Source organism: Marinobacter santoriniensis NKSG1 (genome assembly GCF_000347775.1).
Taxonomy (GTDB): domain Bacteria; phylum Pseudomonadota; class Gammaproteobacteria; order Pseudomonadales; family Oleiphilaceae; genus Marinobacter; species Marinobacter santoriniensis.
Window position 1 is genome coordinate 37,432 of sequence record NZ_APAT01000026.1, and the last position, 22,150, is coordinate 59,581.

Sequence of the window (22,150 nt, forward strand, 5' to 3'; positions counted from 1 at the left end):
GCCCTCGGTCACACCCGAAGGTGGACCTGCCGCACAGAACGGAAAGGCCGGTTTGTCACGCTCCCGGTCGGCTGTTAGTTTTTGTAACAGAGAGCTGACTCGGAGCGTGTCATGGCAAGGGATATCAAACTCGGCTGGGATGTGGAATCACTGAACAAGGCGTACCGCCAGGGGTATATGGCGGCCTCCATGGGCATGGAAAAGGCCCGTTGCCCATACCGGGGTGAGGTTGTCATTGCCGCCTGGGAAGCTGGCTGGGAAGATGCCGATGCCACCCGGGAGCAGCCCGGTCAGGCCGACGACCTGTTTTCCCGGATTGCCTGACCCGGCCCTTTCGGTTATTTCTGCACTACGAATTCGGTGAACAGCACTCCATCGATCGAGACACCGGTGTGCTGTTCTTCCAGTATCTTGTTGATCCTCGCTTTCGCCTCTTCCCTCAGCGCTTTCTGGCCATCCATGGTCGTGATGGCGTCGGCATCCGTCTGTTCTCCGAAAAGCATCACCAGCGCGTTCCGCAGGCTGGGCATGTGGGCCTCGACAGCCGGCCGGGTTTGTTCGCTGGATGCCCTCAGTGTTACCGCGGCTTTCAGGTAGGTCACCTTGTTGCCCGGTTTGCCTACGTTGGTGACAAAAGCCGGATCCATGGAAATATAGTCGGTAACGCCGGGTGCTTCTGCTGGCGCTTCCTCAGTGGAGTCCGCTTTCTCTTCTGCCGTGGCCATGGCCGGTATGAGAATGGAAAGCAGGGTGGCCAGAATCAGAAAGCGTTTTGGCAGACGAATCATAAGCTTGAAGTTCACCATGGTTTAGGGTTTAGTGAGCAGTCGTTAGCTACGTCAACGGCTTGTTCCCGAGAATAGCAGGCCTTCGGGCTGGTTTCAGGTTCCATTTTTCCTTCGAGGTGTTGTTTTGGCAAGCAGATGGGTCTTTGGTGTCATTTTTCTCGTTTGCGCGACTCTGCTCGGGGTGGCGTTCTACATGGAATATGTGATGGGGCTGGAACCCTGTCCGCTGTGCTGGCTCCAGCGTTTTGGCTTTATGGGGGCGGCCGTGGTCAGCCTGCTGGCTTTTCTGCATGGGCCTGTGGCCTGGGGTAACCGGGTTTACGGCTTGCTTCTGGCGCTGACAGCGGGCGCTGGCCTTGGTGTGGCGATTCGCCAGCTCTGGTTGCAGAGCCTGCCCGCGGATCAGGTGCCGGCGTGCGGCCCCTCCGTGGACTACATGCTGGAAGTGCTGCCCTGGAAGGAAGTGCTTGCCACGGCAATCCGGGGCACCGGTGACTGTGCGGAAGTGGTATGGCGTTTTCTGGGGCTGAGCATCCCGGGATGGACCGCGATCTGCTTCAGTCTGCTGGTGCTGATCGGCCTGTATTTCCTGTTGAGGCCGGCCCGGTCAGGGGGCTGGATCCGAAGCTGAAACGGTTGCGGCCCACCGTTGCCTTGGGGTACCTTGAGCAACGAACCAAGCGTATTTCCTCCCGGTCCCGATGACCGGAGAAACAAGCGGAGAACAGGCGTCATGTTGGAAAATTGCCGGAATGCCAAGGAGCGGTGGGGTGGTGTAAACAAGCTGATTGATCGCTGGCTTCAGGCACGCCAGGAACTGTTGGTCCGCTATTGTGATTTGACGGGGGAAAAAGACCTCTCAGAGACCGAGGCCCTCAAGAAGAAGTTCGTCGGCCTGTGTGAGGTCCTGGTGGACTACGTGTCAGCGGGCCATTTCGAGGTTTATGAACAGCTGATTCAGGAAGCCCGGGAGTTCAATGACGGCGGCCTGGAACTCGCTGCAAAGCTCTATCCCCGGATTCAGGAAACCACCGAGGTGGCGCTCAGTTTTAACGACCGTCTGGACGGCCGGCACCTGTCCGAGGCGGACATCCGGGGATTGTTTGATGAGCTTTCACAGCTTGGCGAGACGCTCGAAAACCGGTTCGAGATGGAAGATTTTCTCATTGAACACCTGCACCGGGCGCACGAGGGGAAAGTGGCGTCCGCGTGATGAATCCGAACACATAAAAAACCCGGTCGACTGACCGGGTTTTTTTGTGCCTGAAGGCGATTACTCTGACGCGTTGTCTCCGCCGTCGTCGGCGCTGTCATCAGGATTGATGGCCAGCAGTTCCACGTCGAAGACCAGTGTCTCGTTGGGCCCGATGGCGCGGTTTCCGCCCGGACCGTACGCAAGCTCAGACGGGATGTACAGCTTGTAACGAGCCCCTTCGCTCATCAGCTGAAGACCTTCGGTCCAGCCCGGAATGACCTGGTTCAGAGTAAAAGTCACCGGCTCGCCACGTTCGCGGGAACTGTCGAATACCTTTCCGGACAATAGCTCTCCGGTGTAGTGCACCTTGACGGTATCGTCCGCTGCCGGTTTGGCGCCGGTGCCTTCCTTGATCACCTTGTACTGCAGGCCGGATTCGGTCGTTTTGACGCCTTCTTTCTTGGCGTTTTCCGCCAGGAAGGCCTCACCGGCTTCCTTGTTCTTCTGAGCCAGCTCCTCCATCTGCTTCTGCTGCTTTTCCTGCATCTGCTTCTGGTACGTCATAAGGGCTTCTTTGATCTCGTCACGGCTCAGACGCTTGACCTTCTCGTCTCCGGAGTTGCCATGCTGGATGCCCTGGAGGAACTGGTCCATCTGGAGATCGGGCAGGTCATTGCTCATGCGCTCACCAAGCACCAGCCCCATGCCGTAACTGACCTTCTGTTCGACGGAATCGAGTTTGGGTTGATCCGGCGCCTCCGGCGGCGTTGAACATCCGGCGACAACGCCGGCCATGGCCATTGCTAGCAGGGTTTTCTTCATTTCCAGGTCCTTAACGATTGGCGTATTGGCGAGGGAATTGCGCTCCCTCCTTATCTTTGTTGAACCCCAAAAGGTAGCGGTTTCTGGCAGCAGATGCCACTGAACATGTGTTAACGATGCCTACGGTTGGCTTAGCTGCCATTACGACCGGCATTGGGGCCCATTGAGAATGGGGCGCTGTAGGGGGACTGCCAGTCGGTGTCCGGGTCGGAAGGCGGGCTGCCCCCCAGCGATTTTTCCGGGCGTTCGATGGCGAGCGTGTTCCAGGGACCCTGGGATGGCGGCTGGTCGGCGTAATGCCAGTTGCCCTCGGTGTCCTGCCATTTGAAAACGATATCCGGACCATCGGTGGGAACCGGAGATGGGACCAGGCCTTCGAAGGCCGGTATCTCGTCCGTCTGGGGGTCGTCCTGAGTGACCGGTGCGGCCACCTCCTGAGGGTCGTTAATGCCGAAGAAAATCAACAGCAGGAGCAACCCCAGCGCCGGAAATGAAAGCCGTATGAGCCACTTCATGATCATGGCTGGTAATCTCCCTCGGAGAGGTTAGCCAGGGATCGGGCCAGTGCATTCAAGATATCTGAGACCTCATTAGCCTGTTGGGTGCAGGGGGCTGCAGCGACAAGATTGGTTTTGATCAGCGTTTCTCGTCCGTGCATGTCCGCCTCGGTTTGATTTATGTGTGCCTGTGTTCGCCACACCAGTGCCAATTCCAGCTGTTCCGCCTGCAACTCAAGTCCTGCGATACTCTGTCGCAGGCCACCAACGGTCTCCGGCGCTTTTGGAAGACTTCTGCGTACCGCCCTCAGGGGACCGGTTACACGATCGCGCCACTCTGATACCGTAGCGTCCTCCGCTTCTGTGTACCGCCGGTTCTGTTGGGCCAGCCAACCGGCAAGAATCAGGCGGGTGACGCTCCAGCCTTCATCCTGGAGCCCGAGGCAGGTTCGCTGCACGTCAGGATTCTTCCAGACTGCCAGGGCATAACGCCAAAGTGGGTTGTCCGGTTCCAACTCCCTCGGTACGTGCACGCCGAACCTTTCCTGATTGCTTTACGCTGATAGAATGGATTTATGTTAACGATAACCGATCTCAGTTTACAACGGGGCGGCGTCTGGTTGCTAGAAACCGTAACTTTAACGGTCCAACCCGGCCAGCGAGTTGCCATCGTCGGCGCCAATGGTGCCGGGAAATCCAGTCTTTTCCAGCTCTTGTTGGGCCAGCTGGCCCCGGAACAGGGGAGTGTATCCCTTCCGGGTGGATGCCGGATCGCTCACATGGCTCAGGAGGTGGCGGCGTCGGACCGTTCCGCCCGGGATTTCGTGCTTGATGGCGACCCCGAACTGCGCCGCCTCGAAGCGGAGCTGGCCCGTGCCGAAGCCGACGGTGATGACCATGCGATCGCCCGCATCCACGGCGAGCTGGACGTTCATGAAGCCTGGTCAGCTCCGCGCCGGGCGGAGTCGTTGCTGCGTGGGCTGGGCTTCGCTGATGGTGATGCCGACCGGCCAGTGGCGGCATTCTCCGGCGGCTGGCGTATCCGTTTGAACCTTGCGCAGGCCCTGATGCGCCCGTCGGACCTTCTGCTGCTGGATGAGCCGACCAACCACCTGGATCTGGACGCCTGCCTGTGGCTGGAAAACTGGCTTCGCCGGTATCCGGGAACGCTGCTGTTCATCTCCCACGACCGTGACTTCATGGATCGGGTGGCGACGCATGTCGTGCATTTCGACAGACGGAAACTCGACCTCTATACGGGCAACTACTCGGCCTTTGAACGTCAGCGCAGTGAGCGCTTGTCCCAGCAGCAGGCCAACTACGAGCGTCAGCAGGCCCGGATTGCGGAAATCCAGCGCTTCGTCGATCGCTTCAAGGCCAAGGCAACCAAGGCCCGTCAGGCGCAAAGCCGGGTGAAGGCACTGGAACGGATGGAGCGGATTGCGCCGGCCCATGTCGATTCTCCGTTCAGTTTCTCCTTTCCCATGGCGGAGAAGGTCTCCAATCCGCTGCTCTCCATCCGTAACGGTCGTGCCGGCTACGGCGAAACCGTGATTCTGGACAAACTCAACCTGACGCTGTTGCCGGGCAGTCGCATTGGCTTGCTGGGACCCAACGGGGCGGGGAAATCCACGCTGATGGACGCGCTCAGAGGCGAGGGAACCCTGCTGGCCGGGGAGCGGACCTGCGGTGAACACCTGGCCATCGGCTATTTCGCCCAGCACCAGCTTGAATCCCTCGATCTGGATGCCAGTCCGTTTTTGCATCTACAACGGCTGGCCCCGAAAGCGTCCGAGCAGAGCATCCGTAATTTCCTGGGCGGTTTTGATTTCCACGGTGACGAAGCGCTCAGCCCGATCCGCTCGTTCTCGGGTGGCGAAAAGGCCCGGGTTGCTCTCGCGGTCATTGCCTGGCAGCGGCCCAACCTGTTGTTGCTGGACGAGCCCACCAACCATCTGGACCTGGAGATGCGCCAGGCGCTGACCATGGCGCTGCAGAATTTCGAGGGCGCCATCGTGGTGGTGTCTCACGATCGCCATTTGCTGCGCAATACGGTGGATGAGTTCTGGCTGGTGACCGACGGCGGCGTGACGGAGTATGACGGTGACCTGGAGGATTACGAGCGCTGGCTTGCAGACCGCCGTAAAGATCGGGATGACGACGAAGCGCCAAAGCGGGACGCTGGCCAGACCTCACCGGCGGGCGCGTCCGCGAACGTGGGGGAAAGTTCGGAGGATCGCAAGGCGAGGAAGCGCCAGGAAGCCGAAATGCGTCGCAAGTTGAGCCCCTACCGAAAACAGCAGGCGACGCTTGAGCAGGAGATGGATCGGTTACAGCAGGCCCTGAAGGCTCTGGAGTCGGAGTTGGCTGACCCCGCTCTGTATGAGGACGGCGGCCAGTCCCGCCTGACTGAATTGCTCGGCCGTCAGGCCGAAAACAGTCGCAAGCTCGAAGAAGTCGAGGCGCAATGGCTCGAAACGAGCGAGACAGTCGAGGCTTTGGAAATGGAACTGGCGGGCTAATGGCCCGCGATGTTCAGCGTGAAATCCTGCTTGGCCAGGTAGTCTCGCTCGTTCTTGAGGTCCGCAAGCGTCAGTGGTCGGTCATCCAGCCAGCCGTCGGGGAAGCTGACGGTCAGTTTGTTGTCTCCGGGTTCGAGGCGAAACGACGGTGGCGGTTCCATGTTCCGAGGATGCTGCAGCAGCACCGCGAGGCGGACTAGGATACAGAGCCGGCGCAGGCGGACGGCGTCCTCCGGGTCCAGTCCCTCGAAGATCACCGGTGCAAATTTGCGCCGATGCCCCCGAACCAGTGTCGCCAGGTCCCGCTGGAATTGCTGGCTGAAACCCGGGAGGTCGGAGTAACGGAGCAGATAGGCGCCGTGCTTGTGGTACTGGCTGTGAGAGATGGTCAGTCCGATTTCGTGTAACCGGCAGGCCCAGCGCAGGGCTTCTTCGTCGGCTGGGGTCCTCAGCTTCCAGGTATCGGCCACCTGCTCCCAGGCTGCGACGGCGACCGCCTCGACGGCCGCCCCATGCTCCTGATCGACGTGATAGCGCTCCTGTAGTGCGCCGATGGTTCGTTCGCGGACGTCCTCGTGCTGGATCCGGCCGACAATGTCGTACAGCAGCCCTTCCCGGAGCGCACCGTCGGCGAATTCCATGTCTTCGATGCCCAGTGACTGGAAAGCCCCCATCAGGATGGCAAAACCGGCGGGGAAAATGTTCTGCCGATCCGCCCGGACACCGAGCTCGCCCAGTTTTTCCGTTTTGCCCATGTCCACCAGGCGCCGACGCAATTCCTGCATCGCGGGACGGGTGATGGTGCCATCGGTCAGCTTGAGCGAGGCGAGAACGCTGGCAATCGCCTTGATCGTACCCGAGGAACCCACCACGCTCTGCCAGCCGGCGGACCGATAGTGCTGGCGGATGTTCAGCAGCTCCTGTTCTGCATGGGTCACCGCCCTGTCCATCTGTTTGCGCGTAATCCTGCCGTCCGGGAAATACCGGTGTCGGAACGAGACACAGCCCATGTGCAGGCTTTCCAGATGCAGGGGTTCAAACCGCTGGCCGATGATGAATTCGGTGCTGCCACCACCGATATCGATCACCAGGCGTCGACCGATGTCGTCGGAGAGAGTGTGGGAAACCCCCAGATAGATCAGTCGGGCTTCTTCGCGACCAGCGATGATTTCAATGGGATAACCGAGGAGTTCTTCGGCCCGGTTGATGAACTGGTGGGCATTGCGGGCAACGCGTAAGGCGTTGGTGCCGACCACCTGAACGGCATCGGATGGCATGCCTCCCAGGCGCTGGGCAAACCGGCTCAGACAGTCCAGTGCCCGTTGCTGGGCTTCCTCGGTCAGCCGGTTGTACTGGTCCAGTCCGGCACCGAGCTGAACTTTTTCTCCCATCTTTTCCAGCGTGCGGATCTCTCCGTGCACCAGACGGGCCACCACCATGTGAAAGCTGTTGGAGCCCATGTCGATGGCCGCGAGCGTCTGCGGGCCTGCTACCTCGTTTTCGCCATTGGAATCGGCCGTCACGTCAGGGGGAATCCTTGTCAAAGGGAACTTGCCCGGTACTATAAGCCATCTTTCTCGGGGCTGTCAGTACCGAAGAATAGCCAATGCCGGGCTATCTTGACCGGGGTCAGACCGGCTTCTGAAAGTGATCGATAGCATCACTGCGGGTTGTACTGCTTCACATCAGGATGATCATTCGCGTAAAGTATGCCGTAACAAAAACGAGGGTGAACGGTTGTCTGTCCGACAGCCTTCAGCATCAGTCAACAGCATCCCGGAGACGATTGAATCGCGCAATGGCGCACTCTCTGTCGTAGGGTTGCCTGAATCAGGAAAAGGTAATGAGCGGAAATATCGTAAACGTCACCGACGCTTCTTTTGAGCAGGATGTACTGAAATCCGACGTTCCCGTACTGGTGGACTACTGGGCCGAGTGGTGTGGTCCCTGCAAGATGATTGCGCCGGTTCTCGAAGAAGTGGCCGAAGAGTACGAAGGCAAGCTGAAAGTCTGCAAGCTGAACATCGACGAGAATGAGCAGACTCCGCCCAAGTTCAACATCCGTGGTATCCCGACCCTGATGCTGTTCAAGAACGGCAACGTGGATGCGACCAAGGTAGGCGCGCTGTCCAAGTCCCAGCTGGCTGCCTTCCTCGACAGCAACCTCTGATCGGGTTGCTGACGGAAACCGCCCCTGAAGCTGCTTCACGGGCGGTTTTTTGTTGCCATGAATAACGCTGGAGATCCCCGCATCACAGGGCTTCTGCTCGCCGGTGGCCAGGGAACCCGCATGGGCGGCCTTGACAAGGGTTGGGTCGAATACCGCGGCCGGCCAATGGCGCGATGGGTGTTCGAGACACTTTCCCGTGCCTGTTCTCCGGTGCTTATCAGTGCCAATCGTTCTCTGGATCGTTATGAGGCCCTGGCGCCTGGCCTGGTCTTTGATGATTTTCCTGAAAACCAGGGGCAGGGCCCTCTGGCGGGCCTGCTTCGTGGTCTTGTCGAGGCCGAAACGCTGGGTGCAACGGCGGTTCTGGTCAGCCCCTGCGATACGCCGGACATCACGCCGGCGCTGTGCCGTGCCCTGATCGAAGCCTGGCAATCGCGGCCCGACCGGCCGATCGTGGCAGAGAGCGAGGGACGGATCCATCCGCTGCATGGTGTTTACCCGGTTGCGCTTGCCGATACGCTGGCGGAGACCCTGCGGGACGGGGAGCGGCGGGTCATGGGATTCGCCCGCGCTGTTGGCGCGGAAGGCCTGTCCTTACCCGGCTCGGACGCGCTCTTCCTTAACCGGAATCGGCTGGAAGATCTGCCCTGAACTTTCCCGGATTGGCCCATCAGGACAGGCTGCTCTTTGAAATTGCCTGGCACCATCCTTATCCTCGGTCGGGCAAAGGATGGAACCTGAACACACTCAACAGTTCGAACGCGAACAGGAGAGAGTCTATGTCATTGAAAGACGAGTTGGTTCGGAAAGTCGAGGCTCAGCTTGAAGCCTGGGAAAAAGAGGCCGATTCGCTGAAAGCCCAGGCCGAGGCAAAGGAGGCCGACGCGGAAAGCGAAAAGGCGAGTGCAGAGCTCCGGCAAAGTGCGTCGGACGCACTCAATTCAATCGATGAGAAAATTTCGCAGGGACGGGAAAAGCTGGAACAGCTGAAGCAGAGTAGCGAAGACAGTGTTGAGTCATTTCGATCCCAGGTCTCGGACCTGATTGATCCAGATCGCAAAAGCTGATTTCCGGTAGCAGGTGCCGGCGGCTCGTCCCGGGACTCGCGGGGGCGAGCCTGCTGTTATTTCGTCCCCGCTATTCCCACCTTGATGATCGCGCACGATCTCCAGACTTCTGCTCCACCCAATGCTCGCCTTCTGCCGTGATTTCCTTTTTCCAGAAGGGGGCCGAGGTCTTCAGGGCATCCATGATGAATTCGCAGGCCTTGAACGCGTCGCCACGATGGGCGCTGCAAACGCCGACAAAAACGATCTGGTCGCGCAATGCGAGCGGTCCGACCCGGTGAATAACCCGGGCCCTGCGGACATCCCAGCGCTGTGAGGCCTCATCGATCAAACCCTGGATTACCTGCTCGGTCATGCCCGGATAATGCTCCAGATAGAGACCCTGCACGTCCTTCAGGTCGCCGCTGTCCCGCACCAGCCCGGTAAACGTAACAATAGCCCCCGTTCCGGAGCCGCTGTCGCGCAGCGACTGGTATTCGGCGGACGGATCAAAATCGTCGGTCTGGACCGAAATCATCTCAACCTCCCGTCACCGGCGGGAAAAACGCTACTTCGTCGCCGGCATGGATTCGGGTTGATGGTTTGGCCATGGTCTGGTTCACGGCAATCATGACGGGCTGCCCTCCCTGAAGTTGTGACCAGGCGCCGCCCCGGGCCGCGAGTTGTGTGAGCAGATCCTCGGCCGTCAGGCCCGGTTCCGCCGGCAACTCAAGTGCCTCGGTGTCCAGCTCTTCCCGAAGTCTTGCAAAGAAACGCACGGTTAAGGTTTCGCTACTCATGATCAACCCAACAATTCGTTGAATGAATAATACGTTAGCAGATCGCCCGGTTTGACCGTTGTGTTTTCCTGAACCACTGCCAGCCCGTCTGCCCAGCAGGCGGAACTGAGTACGCCGGAGCTCTGGTTCGGAAACGCCTCAATGGTCGGTTCACCGTTGAGCAGGGCCTTTCTGGCGCGGATAAACTCACGGCGTACGGAGGCAGACGCCACCTCGAAGCCGGCCGGGATTCTTTCCCCCGTTGGGGGCGTCGTCGCCCGCCCCTGACGCCGGCGGATATAGGGCATCCCCACTATGAGGAACGTCACCAGAACAGCGGCGGGATTGCCCGGTAGCCCGAGAACCGGCGTATCGTTGATCGAGCCGAAAGCCAGCGGCTTGCCCGGTTTGATCGCGAGCCGCCACAGTGAAAGCTCGCCCCGGGTTTCAAGTACGGCACGCACATGGTCTTCCTCGCCCACCGACACGCCGCCGCTGGTGATGATCAGATCCGCCGATGCCGCCGCCCGTGCAAGGGTTTCGACGGTGGCTTCGCGGGTGTCTTCCAGTGTCTCGCAGAGCACCACCTCACATCCGGCTTCTGCGAGAAGGCCCAGCAGGGTGAAGCGGTTGGTGTTGTAGATCTGCCCCGGTTTTAGCGGTTCGCCCGGCTCGACGAGTTCGTCCCCGGTGGTCAGTATCGCCACCCGCAGTGGTGCGGTTACGGTGACCCAGGCCATGCCCATCGATGCCAACAGTCCCATCTCCTGCGGGCGGATACGGGTGCCTTTGGCCAGGGCCTGGTCCCCCTGTCGGAGATCCTGGCCGCGCTTGCGAATATTCTGGCCCGGTTCGACGGCCGCCTGTACCCGAATGCCGGCGTCAGTGACATCGACACGCTCCTGCATCACCACCGAGTCGGCACCCTCGGGAATTTCGGAGCCGGTAAATATTCGCGCGGCGCTTCCGGGTGCCAGGGGCAAGGGAGCTGTGCCCGCCGGGATGCGGTCGGACACCGGAATCGGTTGCTCCCCGGCCAGATCTGCATGACGGATCGCGTAGCCGTCCACCGCACTGTTGTCGGCCGGAGGAACGTCAGCCGGGACAAGGCAGGGCTCCGCGAGTATTCGGCCCAGAGCGTCGGTCAGTGGCACGGTCTCAGTCCGGTCAATGACCGATGCCTGGTCCAGTATGTGTTCAAGCGCTGTTTCGACGGGCGTCAGCTGTGTGCCGGCCATGCATCCCTCCTGTTATTTGATCGCTCGGTTGCCGATGACGTCCTGCAGGCGGGAGAAGGCTTCATTCTGCGGCTTGCGAAGCACGAGGGCCGTAAAATTGCAGGGCTTGTGCCGGCTGTCGAGCTGGGACTTCAGGATGCCATTCCAGCCGGTGCGGCAGGCACCGGTCGATCCGGGAAGGCAGAAGATGACCGTGTGGTTGGCCAGGCCGCCGAACGCCCGGGACTGAATGGTCGATGATCCGATTTCTTCCTCGGACAGGCGGCGGAATTCCTCCCCGAACCCGTCTATGGTCTTGTCCAGCAGTGGGCCTACCGCTTCCGGGGTACTGTCCCGTTCGTGGAAACCGGTGCCTCCGGTGATAATCACCGCGTGGATGGTGGGATCGGCAATCCAGCCCGACATCAGGGCGCGCACCAGGTAAACGTCGTCGGGCAGAATACGGCGCGCGACCAGTTGGTGTCCCGCTTCGACCACGCTGTCCTCCAGAAACTGGCCGGAGGTGTCCTGCTCTGGTCCACGGGTGTCCGAAACGGTCAGGATCGCGATATTCAGCGATTTGAGTTCAGTCGTGGGTTCACTGCTCATGGTTCGGCTCCGAAAGCTGAAAAAAACAAATGATAATAGGTGCAGTATCCGCACTGGGGCCCCTTTAGGGAAGGGAGTAACCCATGAGAGGGAGGGCGGATATCCTGTTTATGGCAGGAATTTGGCGTATTTTGGGGCACTGCACTTGACATTCGCTGTCAAGGTGGTCGATGATCCGTGTTGCCCGGAGAACGGATGTTCCCACTCTACTGGCTTCAGCAAATTATTCCGGATTTCATCTTCCCCGGGTTGCTCCATCTGGCCAGCACCTGTATCAGCACTTATTTGTTCAATTCGTTCAGGGGCACCCCTGTCATTCCAACAGTCGTTTATTTCCATTCCTGAAAATCCAACAAACTATGAATCTTACTGAACTCAAGCAGAAATCCGTGCCCGAATTGCTCGAAATTGCGCAAGAGATGGGCCTCGATAACCTGGCTCGTTCGCGCAAGCAGGATGTGATTTTCACCATCCTCAAAAAGCATGCGAAAAGCGGTGAAGACATCTATGGCGACGGTGTACTGGAAATTCTGCAGGACGGATTTGGCTTCCTCCGTTCCGCGGACGCCTCCTACCTTGCCGGCCCGGACGATATCTACGTCTCGCCCAGCCAGATTCGCCGATTCAACCTGCGTACCGGTGACACCATCGCCGGAAAGATCCGGCCACCGAAAGACGGGGAGCGTTATTTTGCCCTGTTGAAGGTCAACGAAATCAATTTCGACAAGCCGGATAACGCCCGCAACAAGATTCTGTTCGAGAACCTGACTCCGCTGTTTCCGCAAGAACGGCTCATGCTGGAAGCCGGGAATGGCAGTACCGAGGATCTTTCCTCGCGGGTGCTGGATCTGGTGGCCCCCATCGGCAAGGGCCAGCGTGGCCTGATCGTCTCGCCGCCCAAGGCCGGTAAAACCCTGCTGATGCAGGGGATTGCGCAATCGATCACCCGGAACAATCCGGAATGTCACCTGATGGTGTTGCTCATCGACGAGCGTCCGGAGGAAGTGACCGAAATGCAGCGTACCGTTCGTGGCGAAGTGGTCGCGTCCACATTCGACGAACCGCCGGCGCGCCATGTCCAGGTAGCTGAAATGGTGATCGAAAAGGCCAAGCGCCTGGTCGAGCACAAGAAAGACGTGATCATTCTTCTGGATTCCATCACCCGTCTGGCTCGCGCCTACAACACGGTGATTCCGTCTTCCGGCAAGGTGCTGACCGGTGGTGTGGACGCACACGCCCTGGAGAAGCCGAAGCGGTTCTTTGGTGCGGCACGTAACGTCGAGGAAGGTGGCAGTCTGACCATCCTGGCAACTGCGCTCGTTAACACCGGTTCCAAGATGGACGAGGTGATCTACGAGGAGTTCAAGGGCACCGGTAATATGGAAGTGCACCTGGACCGCCGGATTGCCGAGAAGCGTGTTTACCCGGCGATCAACATCCGCAGTTCCGGTACCCGCCGTGAAGACCTGCTGATGTCGGAAGCCGATATCCAGCGCGTGTGGATTCTGCGCAAGCTTCTGCACTCCATGGATGACGACACCGCAGCCATCGAGTTCCTGCTGGACAAGCTCAAGGACACGAAGACCAACGACGAGTTCTTCCAGTCCATGAAGCGTCGGTGATCGCCGGTCTCAAGCGCTTCTGATGTCGGGGGCGGGTGTCGCCGGGGGCTTCCTCCGGAGGCACGCCGTGAACCCATCCCTGGGGGCTTGGTCTTGCCATCCCTGGCAAGACACAGTCTCCGGAGGAAGCCCCCGACGACACCGTTCTGATTTCCTGCGCGCGCCTTTTTCCGGACTTTCGCGAAGAGGTCCGAAGGGCGGCACACTCCGTACCAAAAGGCCAACCTAGAACGGAGCACACGATGAAATACAACGACCTGCGTGACTTCATCAACCAGCTGGAGAAGCTGGGTGAGCTCAAGCGCATCAGCGTGGAAGTCGATCCCCACCTGGAAATGACCGAGATCTGCGACCGTACCCTGCGGGCAGGTGGTCCGGCGTTGTTGTTCGAGAATCCCAAGGGCTATGACATGCCGGTTCTGGCGAACCTGTTTGGCACGCCCAAGCGGGTGGCGCTGGGGATGGGGCAGGAGAATGTGACCGCGCTGCGTGAGGTTGGCAAGCTGCTGGCGTTCCTGAAGGAGCCGGATCCACCCAAGGGGTTCAAGGACGCCATCGAGAAGCTGCCGATCTTCAAGCAGGTCATGCGTATGAGCCCGAAGGTGCTTCGCTCGGCGCCCTGTCAGGAAGTGGTCATCGAGAAGGATCGGGTGGATCTGTACCAGATTCCGGTTCAGCATTGCTGGCCCGGGGATGCCGGACCGCTGGTGACCTGGCCGCTGGTGATTACCCGCGGCCCGCACAAGGAGCGGCAGAATCTGGGCATCTATCGTCAGCAGGTGATTGGACGTAATCGTCTGATCATGCGCTGGCTGAGCCACCGTGGTGGCGCGCTCGATTTTCGTGAGTTCCAGAAAGCCAATCCAGGAAAACCTTACCCGGTCGCAGTTGCGCTCGGGGCAGATCCGGCCACCATTTTGGGCGCGGTAACGCCGGTGCCGGATTCCCTTTCGGAGTACGCGTTTGCCGGGTTGCTTCGGGGCAGTCGGACCGAATTGGTCAAGGCGGGCCTCAGTGATCTGCAGGTTCCGGCCAGTGCCGAGATCGTGCTGGAAGGTTTTATCTATCCGGACGATACGGCGCCGGAAGGGCCGTTCGGGGACCATACCGGCTATTACAACGAGGTGGACGAGTTCCCGGTGTTTACCGTGGAGCGGATCACCCATCGCCGGGAGCCGATCTACCACAGCACCTATACCGGTCGTCCGCCCGATGAACCCGCGATCCTCGGCGTGGCGCTGAACGAAGTGTTCATTCCCATCCTGCAGAAGCAGTTTCCGGAGATTGTCGATTTCTATCTGCCGCCGGAGGGCTGTTCCTACCGGCTTGCCGTAGTAACGATGAAGAAGCAGTATCCCGGCCATGCCAAGCGAGTGATGATGGGCGTATGGTCATTTCTCAGGCAGTTCATGTACACCAAGTTCGTTATTGTGACCGATGACGACGTGAATGCCCGTAACTGGGAAGACGTGATCTGGGCGATCACCACCCGGATGGATCCGGTCCGGGACACCACGATGGTGGAAAATACGCCGATCGATTACCTGGACTTTGCCTCTCCGGTGTCCGGCCTTGGCTCGAAGATGGGGATGGATGCCACCAATAAATGGCCCGGGGAAACCGACCGGGAATGGGGCGAGCCCATTGCCATGACCGATGACGTCAAGCAGAGGGTGGATGACATCTGGGACAGTCTGGGCATTGAAATTCCGGGTCAGCGCCCCGATTGAGAAGGAGAGTCATTTGTATCGAGTGACGCTTCATCCGTCGGGTCTCGGATTTTCGTCAGAAGCAGACGTTGATCTTCTGAGTGCGGCGGTTCGGTCCGGTATTGCCGTTCCGGCAGCCTGTCGCAACGGGGTCTGTGAGCTCTGCGAAGCGTATCTGTTATCCGGACGGGCCCTGAATACCCGAAAAAATCATGAACTATCGGTTGGCGAGCGCCTGATGATGTGCCGGACCCGGGCGCTGGCTGACCTTGAACTGGAGATAGCCGCTGTTATGGCAGCAGGAAACAATCAGCCTCGTAAGGTGCAGGCGAAGGTGGTGAGCGTTCGGTCCATCAGCCATGATGTGTACCGCGTCGAACTGGACATTCCCCGGCGCCATGACCTGTCGTTCCATGCAGGTCAGTATCTGTCCGTGAATCTGCCGGGCGAGGATCCCTGCTATTTTTCCATTGCCTCCAGCCCTTCTGCGCACTCGATTGAGCTGCATATCCAGGCATCGCCGGACTGGGGATCGGCCCAGAAAGTGGTGGATGCCCTCACGTCCGGTCGGGATGTGACGGTGGAGCTGCCTCATGGCAAGGCGTGCCTCGCGACGGCTCCCGAAAAACCGGTACTGCTGGTGGCGGCAGGTACGGGATTCGCTCAGATGAAGAGCCTGGTGGATTACCTGCGGGAAACCGGTTTTTCTCACCCGATCAAGCTGTATTGGGGCGTACGCAAGCACGAAGACATGTATCTCCGATCCCTGGCCCAGCAGTGGGAGCAGGACTGGCCGCCGTTCACCTTCCTGCCTGTGGTGGGGGATGACGAGGACAATGACTGGAGCGGCCACCACGACCAGCTGGTCCGTGCGGTCCTGGCGTCGGGAATGGACTGGCAACATGTGGAAGTCCATGCCAGTGGCTCACCCACGATGGTATACACGCTCATGGATGCGCTCGTGGATGCCGGATTGCCGCCGGGGGCTTTCTTCTCGGATGTGCTGGAATACGCCCCCAGAGCGTGAGAGCGTGAACATGGGGTCAGATGAAATTTCATCTGACCCCGTTTTCGTTGGGGCTTCGCTCACGCCCGTGGCATTGGCAGTTCGGGCAGGCCGTTGTCCTGTTCCAGTCCCTGCATCAACAACTTGATACTGGCTTCTTCGTCACCCATGTGGGCGTTCAGGCGGCTCAGTTCTGCCAGGGTTTCCCGGCTCCTTCTCAGCCGAAGACTGGTTTCAAAATACTCCCGGGCTTTTCCCCACAACTCGTTTCTCAGGCTGAGCCGTCCCAGGGCCAGCAGCAGTTCGGCGTTGTTGGGGCGATCCTTGAGCCACTGTTCGGCAAGCAGCAGTTGCTCGTCGGGCTTGTGACCTTCAATGCGACCATACAGGTTGATCAGTTCGTCGCTCCAGTGATTCCGAAGCACCTTGCGCAACAGGGTTTCCGCCTGGCCTTCGTCACCCAGCCCGGCCAGGAGTCGGGCGTAGTCCCGGATAGTATGCTCATCCCGGCGAAGGAATCCCGGTAACTCGTCCCAAAGCCGGGTGAGCGGTTCGAGGGAGGCGTCGGGATTGTCCTTGCGTTGCCGCCTGCATTCCTCGGCCGCCTGCTCGAGCAGGTTGTGCCAGGCTTCCCGTTCCAGTTCGTGGAGTTCGTCCTCGGGAATCACATTCCGCTTTTTCAGTTCCGGGAGCAGTTTTGCCAGTTCCCGCCAGTCTTCCAGCCGGAAGTAGGTGTTCTTCAACAGCTTCAGGACGAACGGATGATTCGGGGATTGTTTGCGTAACCGGATCAGCGTTGCCAGTGCCTGCTCAAGCCGGTTTCCGGCCAGCTGCAGCTGGGCCTGGGTAATGCCTACGGCCAGATCCGATCCTGGCGTACTTTCGAAGGCTTTGCGCAGCAGATCATCCACGGCCTCGTGATCCCCGGATTCGAACGAGGCCTGGGCGGCGGCAAGGTAATTGATCAGCGGCGTATCGGCTCGATCCGCGGCGGAAGTCAGTAATTTTCGAGCCCTGGGCCAGTTGCCCTCGGCCAGTGCCAGCAAGCCCTGGGTGGTGCGTCGCCGGGCCCGCCGCTCGTTACTCCGCGCAAGCCAGGTGGCCACCAGACCGGTGCCCCGGCGGAACCGCCGGAGCAGGTTGATGCCGACGACGGCGAGCACGACCAGAGCGACGAACAGGCCAAGCCCCACCCAGAAGTTGGTTTCCACCAGGTAATGCCCCAGGCTGATCCGGATGTAGCCGAGGTCATACTGCAGCCCGAGGGCCAGCCCGGTACCCATCAGCAGGGCGATCAGGATGATCAGCAGGAGGCGAATCATGACGGGTTGCCTCCGGTATCAGCGGCTTTCTCCTGCTGTTGGCTTCCGTTGTCAGCGGGGTCAGCGCCCCGGCCAGCCAACCGGCGCTTGAGCAGCTGCAACGAATGGCTGATGTCGGGTAGCTCCGGGTCAATGTTCCGGTCGGAGAGTTCCGACAGGGTGTTGTCGAGCGCCTTGACCTTCGGATTCTCCGGGTTGTACCAGTCGGCCACCGCCGATGAGGCTTTTGCCAGAGCCCGCTCGTAAAGCGCCTGGTTGCCGCGGAGGACCGCCATTTCGGCCTCTTCGAGCATCAACTGGAGGTTCAGACGTGCATAGGCACTCTGATCCGGAGACAGCAGGGGCTTGACCGTCTCGTCCAGGCGGCGGACCACCACGACGCGGGACAGGGTATCGGTGAACTGGTTCCAGGCACGGGTCAGCATACCGGGACCGCCCTCGGCCGGAGCGGTATTGCTCTCGGTCCTGGAGGGCACGAAGCCGGGGGCGGATTCGTGGATCAGTGCCTGGTCGGTCAGTTGGTGGACGCTGTCGATAGCGGCCTCAAGAGTCAGGTAAAGCCCGGTCCGGTCGATATTCTCGATGCCCTTCAGAGCCATCAGCTCTTTTGCCAGTTGCTGGCGCACCGGATAGACCCCGACGTCGTCGGACTCTGCCAGTACCTGGTCCGCCGACTTCAGCGCCGACATCGCACCCCGGATGTCTTTCTCGATCTGCAGTCGCTGATTGCCGATCCGCAGGAGGTATTCGGCCTCTGCCAACAGCCAGTCGGTGCGGGTCCGGTTACCGGCCTCCAGCAGGGTCTGGGCATTGTGATCGATCTGGCGTCGCTGGGTCGCGATCAGCTCCCGCTGTGCCGCAAGCTTGTCTTCAAGGGACTGGAGCCGCTGGCTTTGCTGGTTCCCCCGGTCTCCGTAGAGGTTTTCCAGCTGGCGGGTGTCCTGTTGCAGCGACTTCAGGCTCTGGACGGTCGCCTGATGGCGTTGCCATTGCTGCCAGTTCCAGAGCGCCAGGGCGATTGCGATGACAAGGGCCAGCACGGTCACCAGCCAGAGTGGCCAGAGCTTTCTCGGCTTTGACGGTGTCTGTTGTATGGGGGCGGGGAGTTGATCGGTTGATTCTGTCACGGGCGTCCTTACTTGTTATTTCCGGCACCACCGTTTCTGCCGTCCAGCGTTGCTGCAACAGTGGCCACGATATCGGCATCGGCAAGACTGACTGGTACACACCATCGGGTAAATCCCGCACCCCGGGCACGCTGTGCGACACGGTCGGCGGGAACGATCAATAACCTATCGTATAGATTATGGCCGCTCTTCGCACATAGTGCGATGAGATTATCCAGGGTTTCGCCGGACAGGGCCACGATGGCTTCTGGTGAGAAGTCGTCCAGGACCTGCCGGATCTCTTCCTCAGAGTAGTCAGGGCAATAGCGGCGGTAGAGGGGGAGAGCCGTGACGTTTGCGCCGCGGGACTCCAGGGTTTCACGGATCAGTTCACGACCATTGTCGCCTCGCGCCAGGAGGACTTTCTCGCCACGAACCTGACGCAGCGAGGGCAGCGCCAGCAGGGCTTCGCTGGTCCAGCCTTCCGCCGGTTGCCGCACGGACAGGCCGTGGCCCGCCAACACCCTGGCTGTGCCCGCCCCCACCGCGTACCAGCGAATGCCCATGGGAAGCTGGGGCCACCAGGTATCGATTTCCTCCAGCAGTCGCCGGGCGGCGAAGGGGCTGACGGCAATGATGTGAGAGTATCGGTCCAGGTCCAGAAGAATGCTGCGGCTCTCGGGGGTCTCGGGCAGAGCCTCTCTTGCCATGAGCGGCAGCACACGGGTTTTCGCACCAGCGGCCCGGAACGCGTCTGCCAGTCTTGACGCTTCCGGCTCCGGCCGACAGATCAGGATCCGGCGGCCGGTGAGGTCTGAGCTTTCAGCGAGGGGTGTGGCCATAGATATCAGCCAGTACCTTGTCGGCGCCCAGGGCCAGGAGGTCTTCGGCCAGTTCACGGCCGAGCCGCTCGCCTTCGTTTCGCGGTGCACGCCCCTCGACACGGAAGATCTGCTGGCCGTCAACCGAGCCCACGAGTCCCCGAAGCCAGAGAGTGTCCTTGTCCTCCAGCAGGGCGTACGCGGCAATCGGTACCTGGCATCCACCTTCAAGACGACGGTTCAGCGCCCGTTCCGCTTTCACGCGGTCGGCGGTGTCTGCATGATTCAGGGGAGCAATCAGTTCCAGCAACTCGGTGTCGTCGACCCGACACTCGATACCCAGTGCCCCCTGTCCCACGGCAGGCAGTGAAATCACGTCCGGCAGACAGTAGCGGATGCGGTTGTGGAATCCGAGGCGTTTCAGGCCGGAGCTGGCCAGTACGATGGCGTCGTAGTCGTGCGCGTCCAGTTTGGCCAGGCGGGTGTTCACGTTGCCCCGGAGTACCTTGATCTGCAGGTCTGGTCGATAGGCCCTCAATTGCGATTCCCGGCGAAGGCTGGCGGTCCCGACAACGGCGCCCTCCGGCAGCGCATCGACGGTTTCGTAGTGGTTACTGACAAAGGCGTCGGTGGGATCTTCCCGCTCACAGATGGCGACCAGCCCGAGGCCTTCCGGAAATTCCATGGGCACGTCCTTCATGGAATGCACCGCCAGATCCGCCCGGCCGTCCAGCATGGCTTCTTCCAGCTCCTTCACGAACAGGCCCTTGCCGCCGATCTTGGCCAGCGGAACATCGAGGATCTTGTCGCCCTGGGTCTTGATCTTGACCAGTTCCACGGTGACGCTGTCGTGCAGCTGTTCCAGTTCGGATTTGATGTGTTCGGCCTGCCACAGCGCGAGGGCGCTGCTGCGGGTTGCGATGCGAAGGGTACGTTTGGACATGGCACTCACTGTCGGTTGGAAAAATGTTCGCCAAGGTTAACGTGTGACGGCATAAATGTCCCGTAGGGATGGCCGCAGTCAGCCCGGCTGGTGGTCCTGCAGCCACTGTCGAACGTCGGCGGCATGGCGGCGGCTGGCGGCCAGTCGTTGGGGATGGTCGCGCAGAACCACGACATTCTGGCCTTCCGGTGTGCGCTCCAGTGCCCTGATGAAGCGAACACCGACCAGGGTATTGCGGTGGATGCGCAGGAGTTGCTCCGGGTAGCTGGCTTCCAGTTCCTTGAGGGTGTAATCCGACACGGTTTCGCCGCCGGTGTGATGAATGGTGACGTATTTCTGGTCGGCCTCGCAGAACCGGATGTCGTTCAGTTCGATCAATTCGGTTCCGCGATGGGTGCGAACGGCGAGTTGCTCGCCCTGTGACGGCAAGGTGCGGGTCAGCTTCTGGCGCTGGACCCGGTTGACGCGTCCGGCCTTGGCCAGGGCCTCCGCCAAGGCTTCCTTGCGCACCGGTTTCAGCAGGTACGCTGTGGCCTGTACATCGAACGCCTGAATCGCATAGTGATCGTAAGCGGTACAGAAGATAATCGCCGGCGGGTGCTCCAGGTGCTGCAGCCGTGTCGCCGCTTCCATGCCATCGAGTCCCGGCATCCGGATGTCCAGCAGCAGGATGTCGGGCTCCAGTTCGGCCACCTGTTTCAGGGTGCTGTCGCCATCGGCGGCCTCGCCGCTGACGCGATAGCCGGGAAGGTCCTCCAGCAGGCGCCGGATGCGCTCCCGGGCGAGCGGTTCATCGTCTGCGATCAGGATGCTCAGCGTCGGGGTTGCTGTACCCGTCATGGCGTTTGTTCACCTCCCTTGTCGCCGATAGCGGATTGCTGGCTCACCGTCCTGCGAGGCAGCCGCAGCGTCACAGTATAGATCGACTCGTGCTGACTGTGTTTGAGTACGGCCGGTTCGCCGAACAGTGCCTGCAGTCTGGACTGTATGTTGGCCAGTGCCACGCGGTTGCCGCGATGACGGCGCTGGTCGTGCTCCGGCGCCGGATTCTGAACAATCAGGTACACAAACTCCTGTCTTCGGGAGATTTCGATCCGCACCGTGCCCCCTTCAGGCCGGGGCTGAATGCCGTGATAGATGGCGTTTTCGATCAGGGGCTGAAGGGTCAGCGGTGGAATGGCCTGGTGCTCGAGTCCGGGTGTGATCGCCCAGTCCACTTTCAGTCGATCGCCCAGGCGCAAAGCCTCGATGGCGAGATAGCGATGGCACAGGGCCAGTTCACGGGCCAGGGGAATAAGCTGGTCGGAGGTGCGCAGGCTGGCCCGGAACAGTTCCGACAGGTCGAGTACCGCTTCTTCCGCCTGCTCCGGGCGGGTTGCGATCAGGCTGGCAATGGTGTTCATGCTGTTGAACAGGAAATGAGGCTGGATGCGGGCCTGGAGCGCCGCGAGCCGGGCGCCCATTTCCGCTTCCCGTTGCTGCTGCCACTGGTGCTGAAGGTAAAAATACCGCAATACCATCAATACGATCAGAAGGGCGAGTAGCAGCTTCTTGGCGATGGTTTGCCAGGCAATAGCATCGGGTATCGGATTGAGTACGCTGTTGGCAAACAGGCTGAAGGCGAATACGTCGGCAAGTACGATGGCCACAATCAGCATCGTCGCGCGGGGCGTGCCCATTCGGGCCAGTCTCGGTCGCAACAGGCAGATCAGGGCCGCGCTGGTCAGGGTGGTCCACTGGACAAACAGCGACAGCAAGCCGAAATAGTTCCAGTCGATCCAGGCGGTTTCCGCCTGCACGATGGCCATGACCAGGACCAGCAGTTCGCTGGTCAGCAGCAGCAGGAAAACCGCCCGCACCCGACAAAGGTCCGGAACGTAGAAGTCGTGGGTGGTCCCACTTTTGTCCCCGTTCAGGGGTGTCTCCTTTGCGACGGTCAGAATGGTATACTCCCGCGACATCAAATGTACCCGTTG

The 22,150-nt window shown here is 60.3% G+C and carries 25 protein-coding genes; 10 read left to right on the forward strand and 15 right to left on the reverse strand.

Going from position 1 to position 22,150, the window contains the following annotated elements; all coding sequences use genetic code 11:
• The first annotated feature begins 111 nt into the window (after window positions 1-111).
• Window positions 112-324, forward strand: coding sequence for a ribosome modulation factor (gene rmf / locus MSNKSG1_RS16900; protein ID WP_008940516.1), 213 nt, complete (start codon window positions 112-114; stop codon window positions 322-324).
• 14 nt (window positions 325-338) lie between these two features.
• On the opposite strand, the gene MSNKSG1_RS16905 is transcribed toward rmf, so the two are convergent.
• Window positions 339-788, reverse strand: coding sequence for a flagellar basal body-associated FliL family protein (locus MSNKSG1_RS16905; protein WP_040887044.1), 450 nt, complete (start codon window positions 786-788; stop codon window positions 339-341).
• 124 nt (window positions 789-912) lie between these two features.
• Here MSNKSG1_RS16905 and MSNKSG1_RS16910 point away from each other — a divergent pair, with 124 nt between their 5' ends.
• Window positions 913-1,419 carry a disulfide bond formation protein B gene (locus tag MSNKSG1_RS16910; protein WP_040887045.1) on the forward strand — a complete coding sequence of 169 codons (507 nt, stop codon included), beginning with the start codon at window positions 913-915 and terminating at the stop codon, window positions 1,417-1,419.
• 102 nt (window positions 1,420-1,521) lie between these two features.
• Window positions 1,522-2,001 (forward strand): Rsd/AlgQ family anti-sigma factor, encoded by a 480-nt coding sequence (locus MSNKSG1_RS16915; RefSeq protein ID WP_008940519.1) that lies wholly within the window; start codon window positions 1,522-1,524, stop codon window positions 1,999-2,001.
• Between the two features lie 60 nt (window positions 2,002-2,061).
• On the opposite strand, the gene MSNKSG1_RS16920 is transcribed toward MSNKSG1_RS16915, so the two are convergent.
• The 3 genes from MSNKSG1_RS16920 to MSNKSG1_RS16930 all read right to left on the reverse strand — a co-directional run bounded on the left by MSNKSG1_RS16920 (window position 2,062) and on the right by MSNKSG1_RS16930 (window position 3,835).
• Window positions 2,062-2,805, reverse strand: a complete 744-nt coding sequence (locus MSNKSG1_RS16920; RefSeq protein ID WP_008940520.1) for an FKBP-type peptidyl-prolyl cis-trans isomerase — start codon at window positions 2,803-2,805, stop codon at window positions 2,062-2,064.
• Between the two features lie 131 nt (window positions 2,806-2,936).
• Window positions 2,937-3,326, reverse strand: coding sequence for a hypothetical protein (locus MSNKSG1_RS16925; RefSeq protein ID WP_008940521.1), 390 nt, complete (start codon window positions 3,324-3,326; stop codon window positions 2,937-2,939).
• Entirely contained in the window at window positions 3,323-3,835 is a 513-nt protein-coding gene (locus tag MSNKSG1_RS16930; RefSeq protein WP_008940522.1) for a TIGR02444 family protein, read from the reverse strand. Before MSNKSG1_RS16930 ends, MSNKSG1_RS16925 begins: the two co-directional genes overlap by 4 nt.
• Before the next feature lie 42 nt (window positions 3,836-3,877).
• Here MSNKSG1_RS16930 and MSNKSG1_RS16935 point away from each other — a divergent pair, with 42 nt between their 5' ends.
• Window positions 3,878-5,824 carry an ATP-binding cassette domain-containing protein gene (locus tag MSNKSG1_RS16935; RefSeq protein WP_051067808.1) on the forward strand — a complete coding sequence of 649 codons (1,947 nt, stop codon included), beginning with the start codon at window positions 3,878-3,880 and terminating at the stop codon, window positions 5,822-5,824.
• On the opposite strand, the gene ppx is transcribed toward MSNKSG1_RS16935, so the two are convergent.
• The gene (gene ppx, locus MSNKSG1_RS16940) at window positions 5,821-7,347 is read right to left on the reverse strand and encodes an exopolyphosphatase (RefSeq protein WP_008940524.1); all 1,527 of its coding nucleotides are present in this window, start codon (window positions 7,345-7,347) and stop codon (window positions 5,821-5,823) included. The two genes, MSNKSG1_RS16935 and ppx, sit on opposite strands and share 4 nt — an antisense overlap.
• 320 nt (window positions 7,348-7,667) lie before the next feature.
• Between ppx and trxA the strand changes: the two genes are divergently transcribed.
• From trxA to MSNKSG1_RS16955, 3 genes are all read left to right on the forward strand, one after another.
• Complete coding sequence (gene trxA / locus MSNKSG1_RS16945) at window positions 7,668-7,994, forward strand: thioredoxin TrxA (RefSeq protein WP_008940525.1); 327 nt, start codon at window positions 7,668-7,670, stop codon at window positions 7,992-7,994.
• Window positions 7,995-8,051: 57 nt separating this feature from the next.
• Window positions 8,052-8,645 carry a molybdenum cofactor guanylyltransferase MobA gene (gene mobA / locus MSNKSG1_RS16950; protein WP_008940526.1) on the forward strand — a complete coding sequence of 198 codons (594 nt, stop codon included), beginning with the start codon at window positions 8,052-8,054 and terminating at the stop codon, window positions 8,643-8,645.
• Between the two features lie 128 nt (window positions 8,646-8,773).
• Window positions 8,774-9,061 carry a hypothetical protein gene (locus MSNKSG1_RS16955; protein ID WP_008940527.1) on the forward strand — a complete coding sequence of 96 codons (288 nt, stop codon included), beginning with the start codon at window positions 8,774-8,776 and terminating at the stop codon, window positions 9,059-9,061.
• 70 nt (window positions 9,062-9,131) lie between these two features.
• Here MSNKSG1_RS16955 and MSNKSG1_RS16960 read toward each other — a convergent pair whose 3' ends face one another.
• From MSNKSG1_RS16960 to moaB, 4 genes are read right to left on the reverse strand one after another with little or no spacing between them, the layout of a single operon-like run.
• On the reverse strand, window positions 9,132-9,578 hold the full coding sequence (locus MSNKSG1_RS16960) for a molybdenum cofactor biosynthesis protein MoaE (RefSeq protein ID WP_008940528.1): 447 nt from the start codon (window positions 9,576-9,578) through the stop codon (window positions 9,132-9,134).
• 1 nt (window position 9,579) lies between these two features.
• A complete protein-coding gene (gene moaD, locus MSNKSG1_RS16965) occupies window positions 9,580-9,840 on the reverse strand; it encodes a molybdopterin converting factor subunit 1 (protein ID WP_040887047.1) in 261 nt (86 codons plus the stop codon).
• A 2-nt stretch (window positions 9,841-9,842) separates the two neighbouring features.
• Window positions 9,843-11,057 (reverse strand): molybdopterin molybdotransferase MoeA, encoded by a 1,215-nt coding sequence (locus MSNKSG1_RS16970; RefSeq protein ID WP_008940530.1) that lies wholly within the window; start codon window positions 11,055-11,057, stop codon window positions 9,843-9,845.
• A 12-nt stretch (window positions 11,058-11,069) separates the two neighbouring features.
• Window positions 11,070-11,645, reverse strand: coding sequence for a molybdenum cofactor biosynthesis protein B (moaB, locus tag MSNKSG1_RS16975; protein WP_008940531.1), 576 nt, complete (start codon window positions 11,643-11,645; stop codon window positions 11,070-11,072).
• A 359-nt stretch (window positions 11,646-12,004) separates the two neighbouring features.
• On the opposite strand from moaB, the gene rho reads away from it, so the two are divergent.
• From rho to MSNKSG1_RS16990, 3 genes are all read left to right on the forward strand, one after another.
• The gene (rho, locus tag MSNKSG1_RS16980; RefSeq protein WP_008940532.1) at window positions 12,005-13,267 is read left to right on the forward strand and encodes a transcription termination factor Rho; all 1,263 of its coding nucleotides are present in this window, start codon (window positions 12,005-12,007) and stop codon (window positions 13,265-13,267) included.
• Window positions 13,268-13,509: 242 nt separating this feature from the next.
• A complete protein-coding gene (gene ubiD / locus MSNKSG1_RS16985) occupies window positions 13,510-14,997 on the forward strand; it encodes a 4-hydroxy-3-polyprenylbenzoate decarboxylase (protein ID WP_008940533.1) in 1,488 nt (495 codons plus the stop codon).
• On the forward strand, window positions 14,945-16,003 hold the full coding sequence (locus MSNKSG1_RS16990; protein WP_201764970.1) for a 2Fe-2S iron-sulfur cluster-binding protein: 1,059 nt from the start codon (window positions 14,945-14,947) through the stop codon (window positions 16,001-16,003). The genes ubiD and MSNKSG1_RS16990 overlap by 53 nt, the downstream gene beginning before the upstream one ends.
• 59 nt (window positions 16,004-16,062) lie before the next feature.
• On the opposite strand, the gene MSNKSG1_RS16995 is transcribed toward MSNKSG1_RS16990, so the two are convergent.
• From MSNKSG1_RS16995 to MSNKSG1_RS17020, 6 genes are all read right to left on the reverse strand, one after another.
• On the reverse strand, window positions 16,063-17,304 hold the full coding sequence (locus MSNKSG1_RS16995) for a heme biosynthesis HemY N-terminal domain-containing protein (protein WP_008940535.1): 1,242 nt from the start codon (window positions 17,302-17,304) through the stop codon (window positions 16,063-16,065).
• On the reverse strand, window positions 17,301-18,431 hold the full coding sequence (locus MSNKSG1_RS17000; protein WP_040887049.1) for a uroporphyrinogen-III C-methyltransferase: 1,131 nt from the start codon (window positions 18,429-18,431) through the stop codon (window positions 17,301-17,303). The genes MSNKSG1_RS16995 and MSNKSG1_RS17000 overlap by 4 nt, the downstream gene beginning before the upstream one ends.
• Before the next feature lie 8 nt (window positions 18,432-18,439).
• On the reverse strand, window positions 18,440-19,252 hold the full coding sequence (locus MSNKSG1_RS17005; protein WP_008940537.1) for a uroporphyrinogen-III synthase: 813 nt from the start codon (window positions 19,250-19,252) through the stop codon (window positions 18,440-18,442).
• On the reverse strand, window positions 19,233-20,174 hold the full coding sequence (gene hemC, locus MSNKSG1_RS17010; protein ID WP_008940538.1) for a hydroxymethylbilane synthase: 942 nt from the start codon (window positions 20,172-20,174) through the stop codon (window positions 19,233-19,235). The genes MSNKSG1_RS17005 and hemC overlap by 20 nt, the downstream gene beginning before the upstream one ends.
• 78 nt (window positions 20,175-20,252) lie before the next feature.
• Window positions 20,253-21,014, reverse strand: coding sequence for a LytR/AlgR family response regulator transcription factor (locus MSNKSG1_RS17015; protein ID WP_008940539.1), 762 nt, complete (start codon window positions 21,012-21,014; stop codon window positions 20,253-20,255).
• Window positions 21,011-22,135, reverse strand: coding sequence for a sensor histidine kinase (locus MSNKSG1_RS17020; protein ID WP_008940540.1), 1,125 nt, complete (start codon window positions 22,133-22,135; stop codon window positions 21,011-21,013). Before MSNKSG1_RS17020 ends, MSNKSG1_RS17015 begins: the two co-directional genes overlap by 4 nt.
• Window positions 22,136-22,150 lie beyond the last annotated feature (15 nt).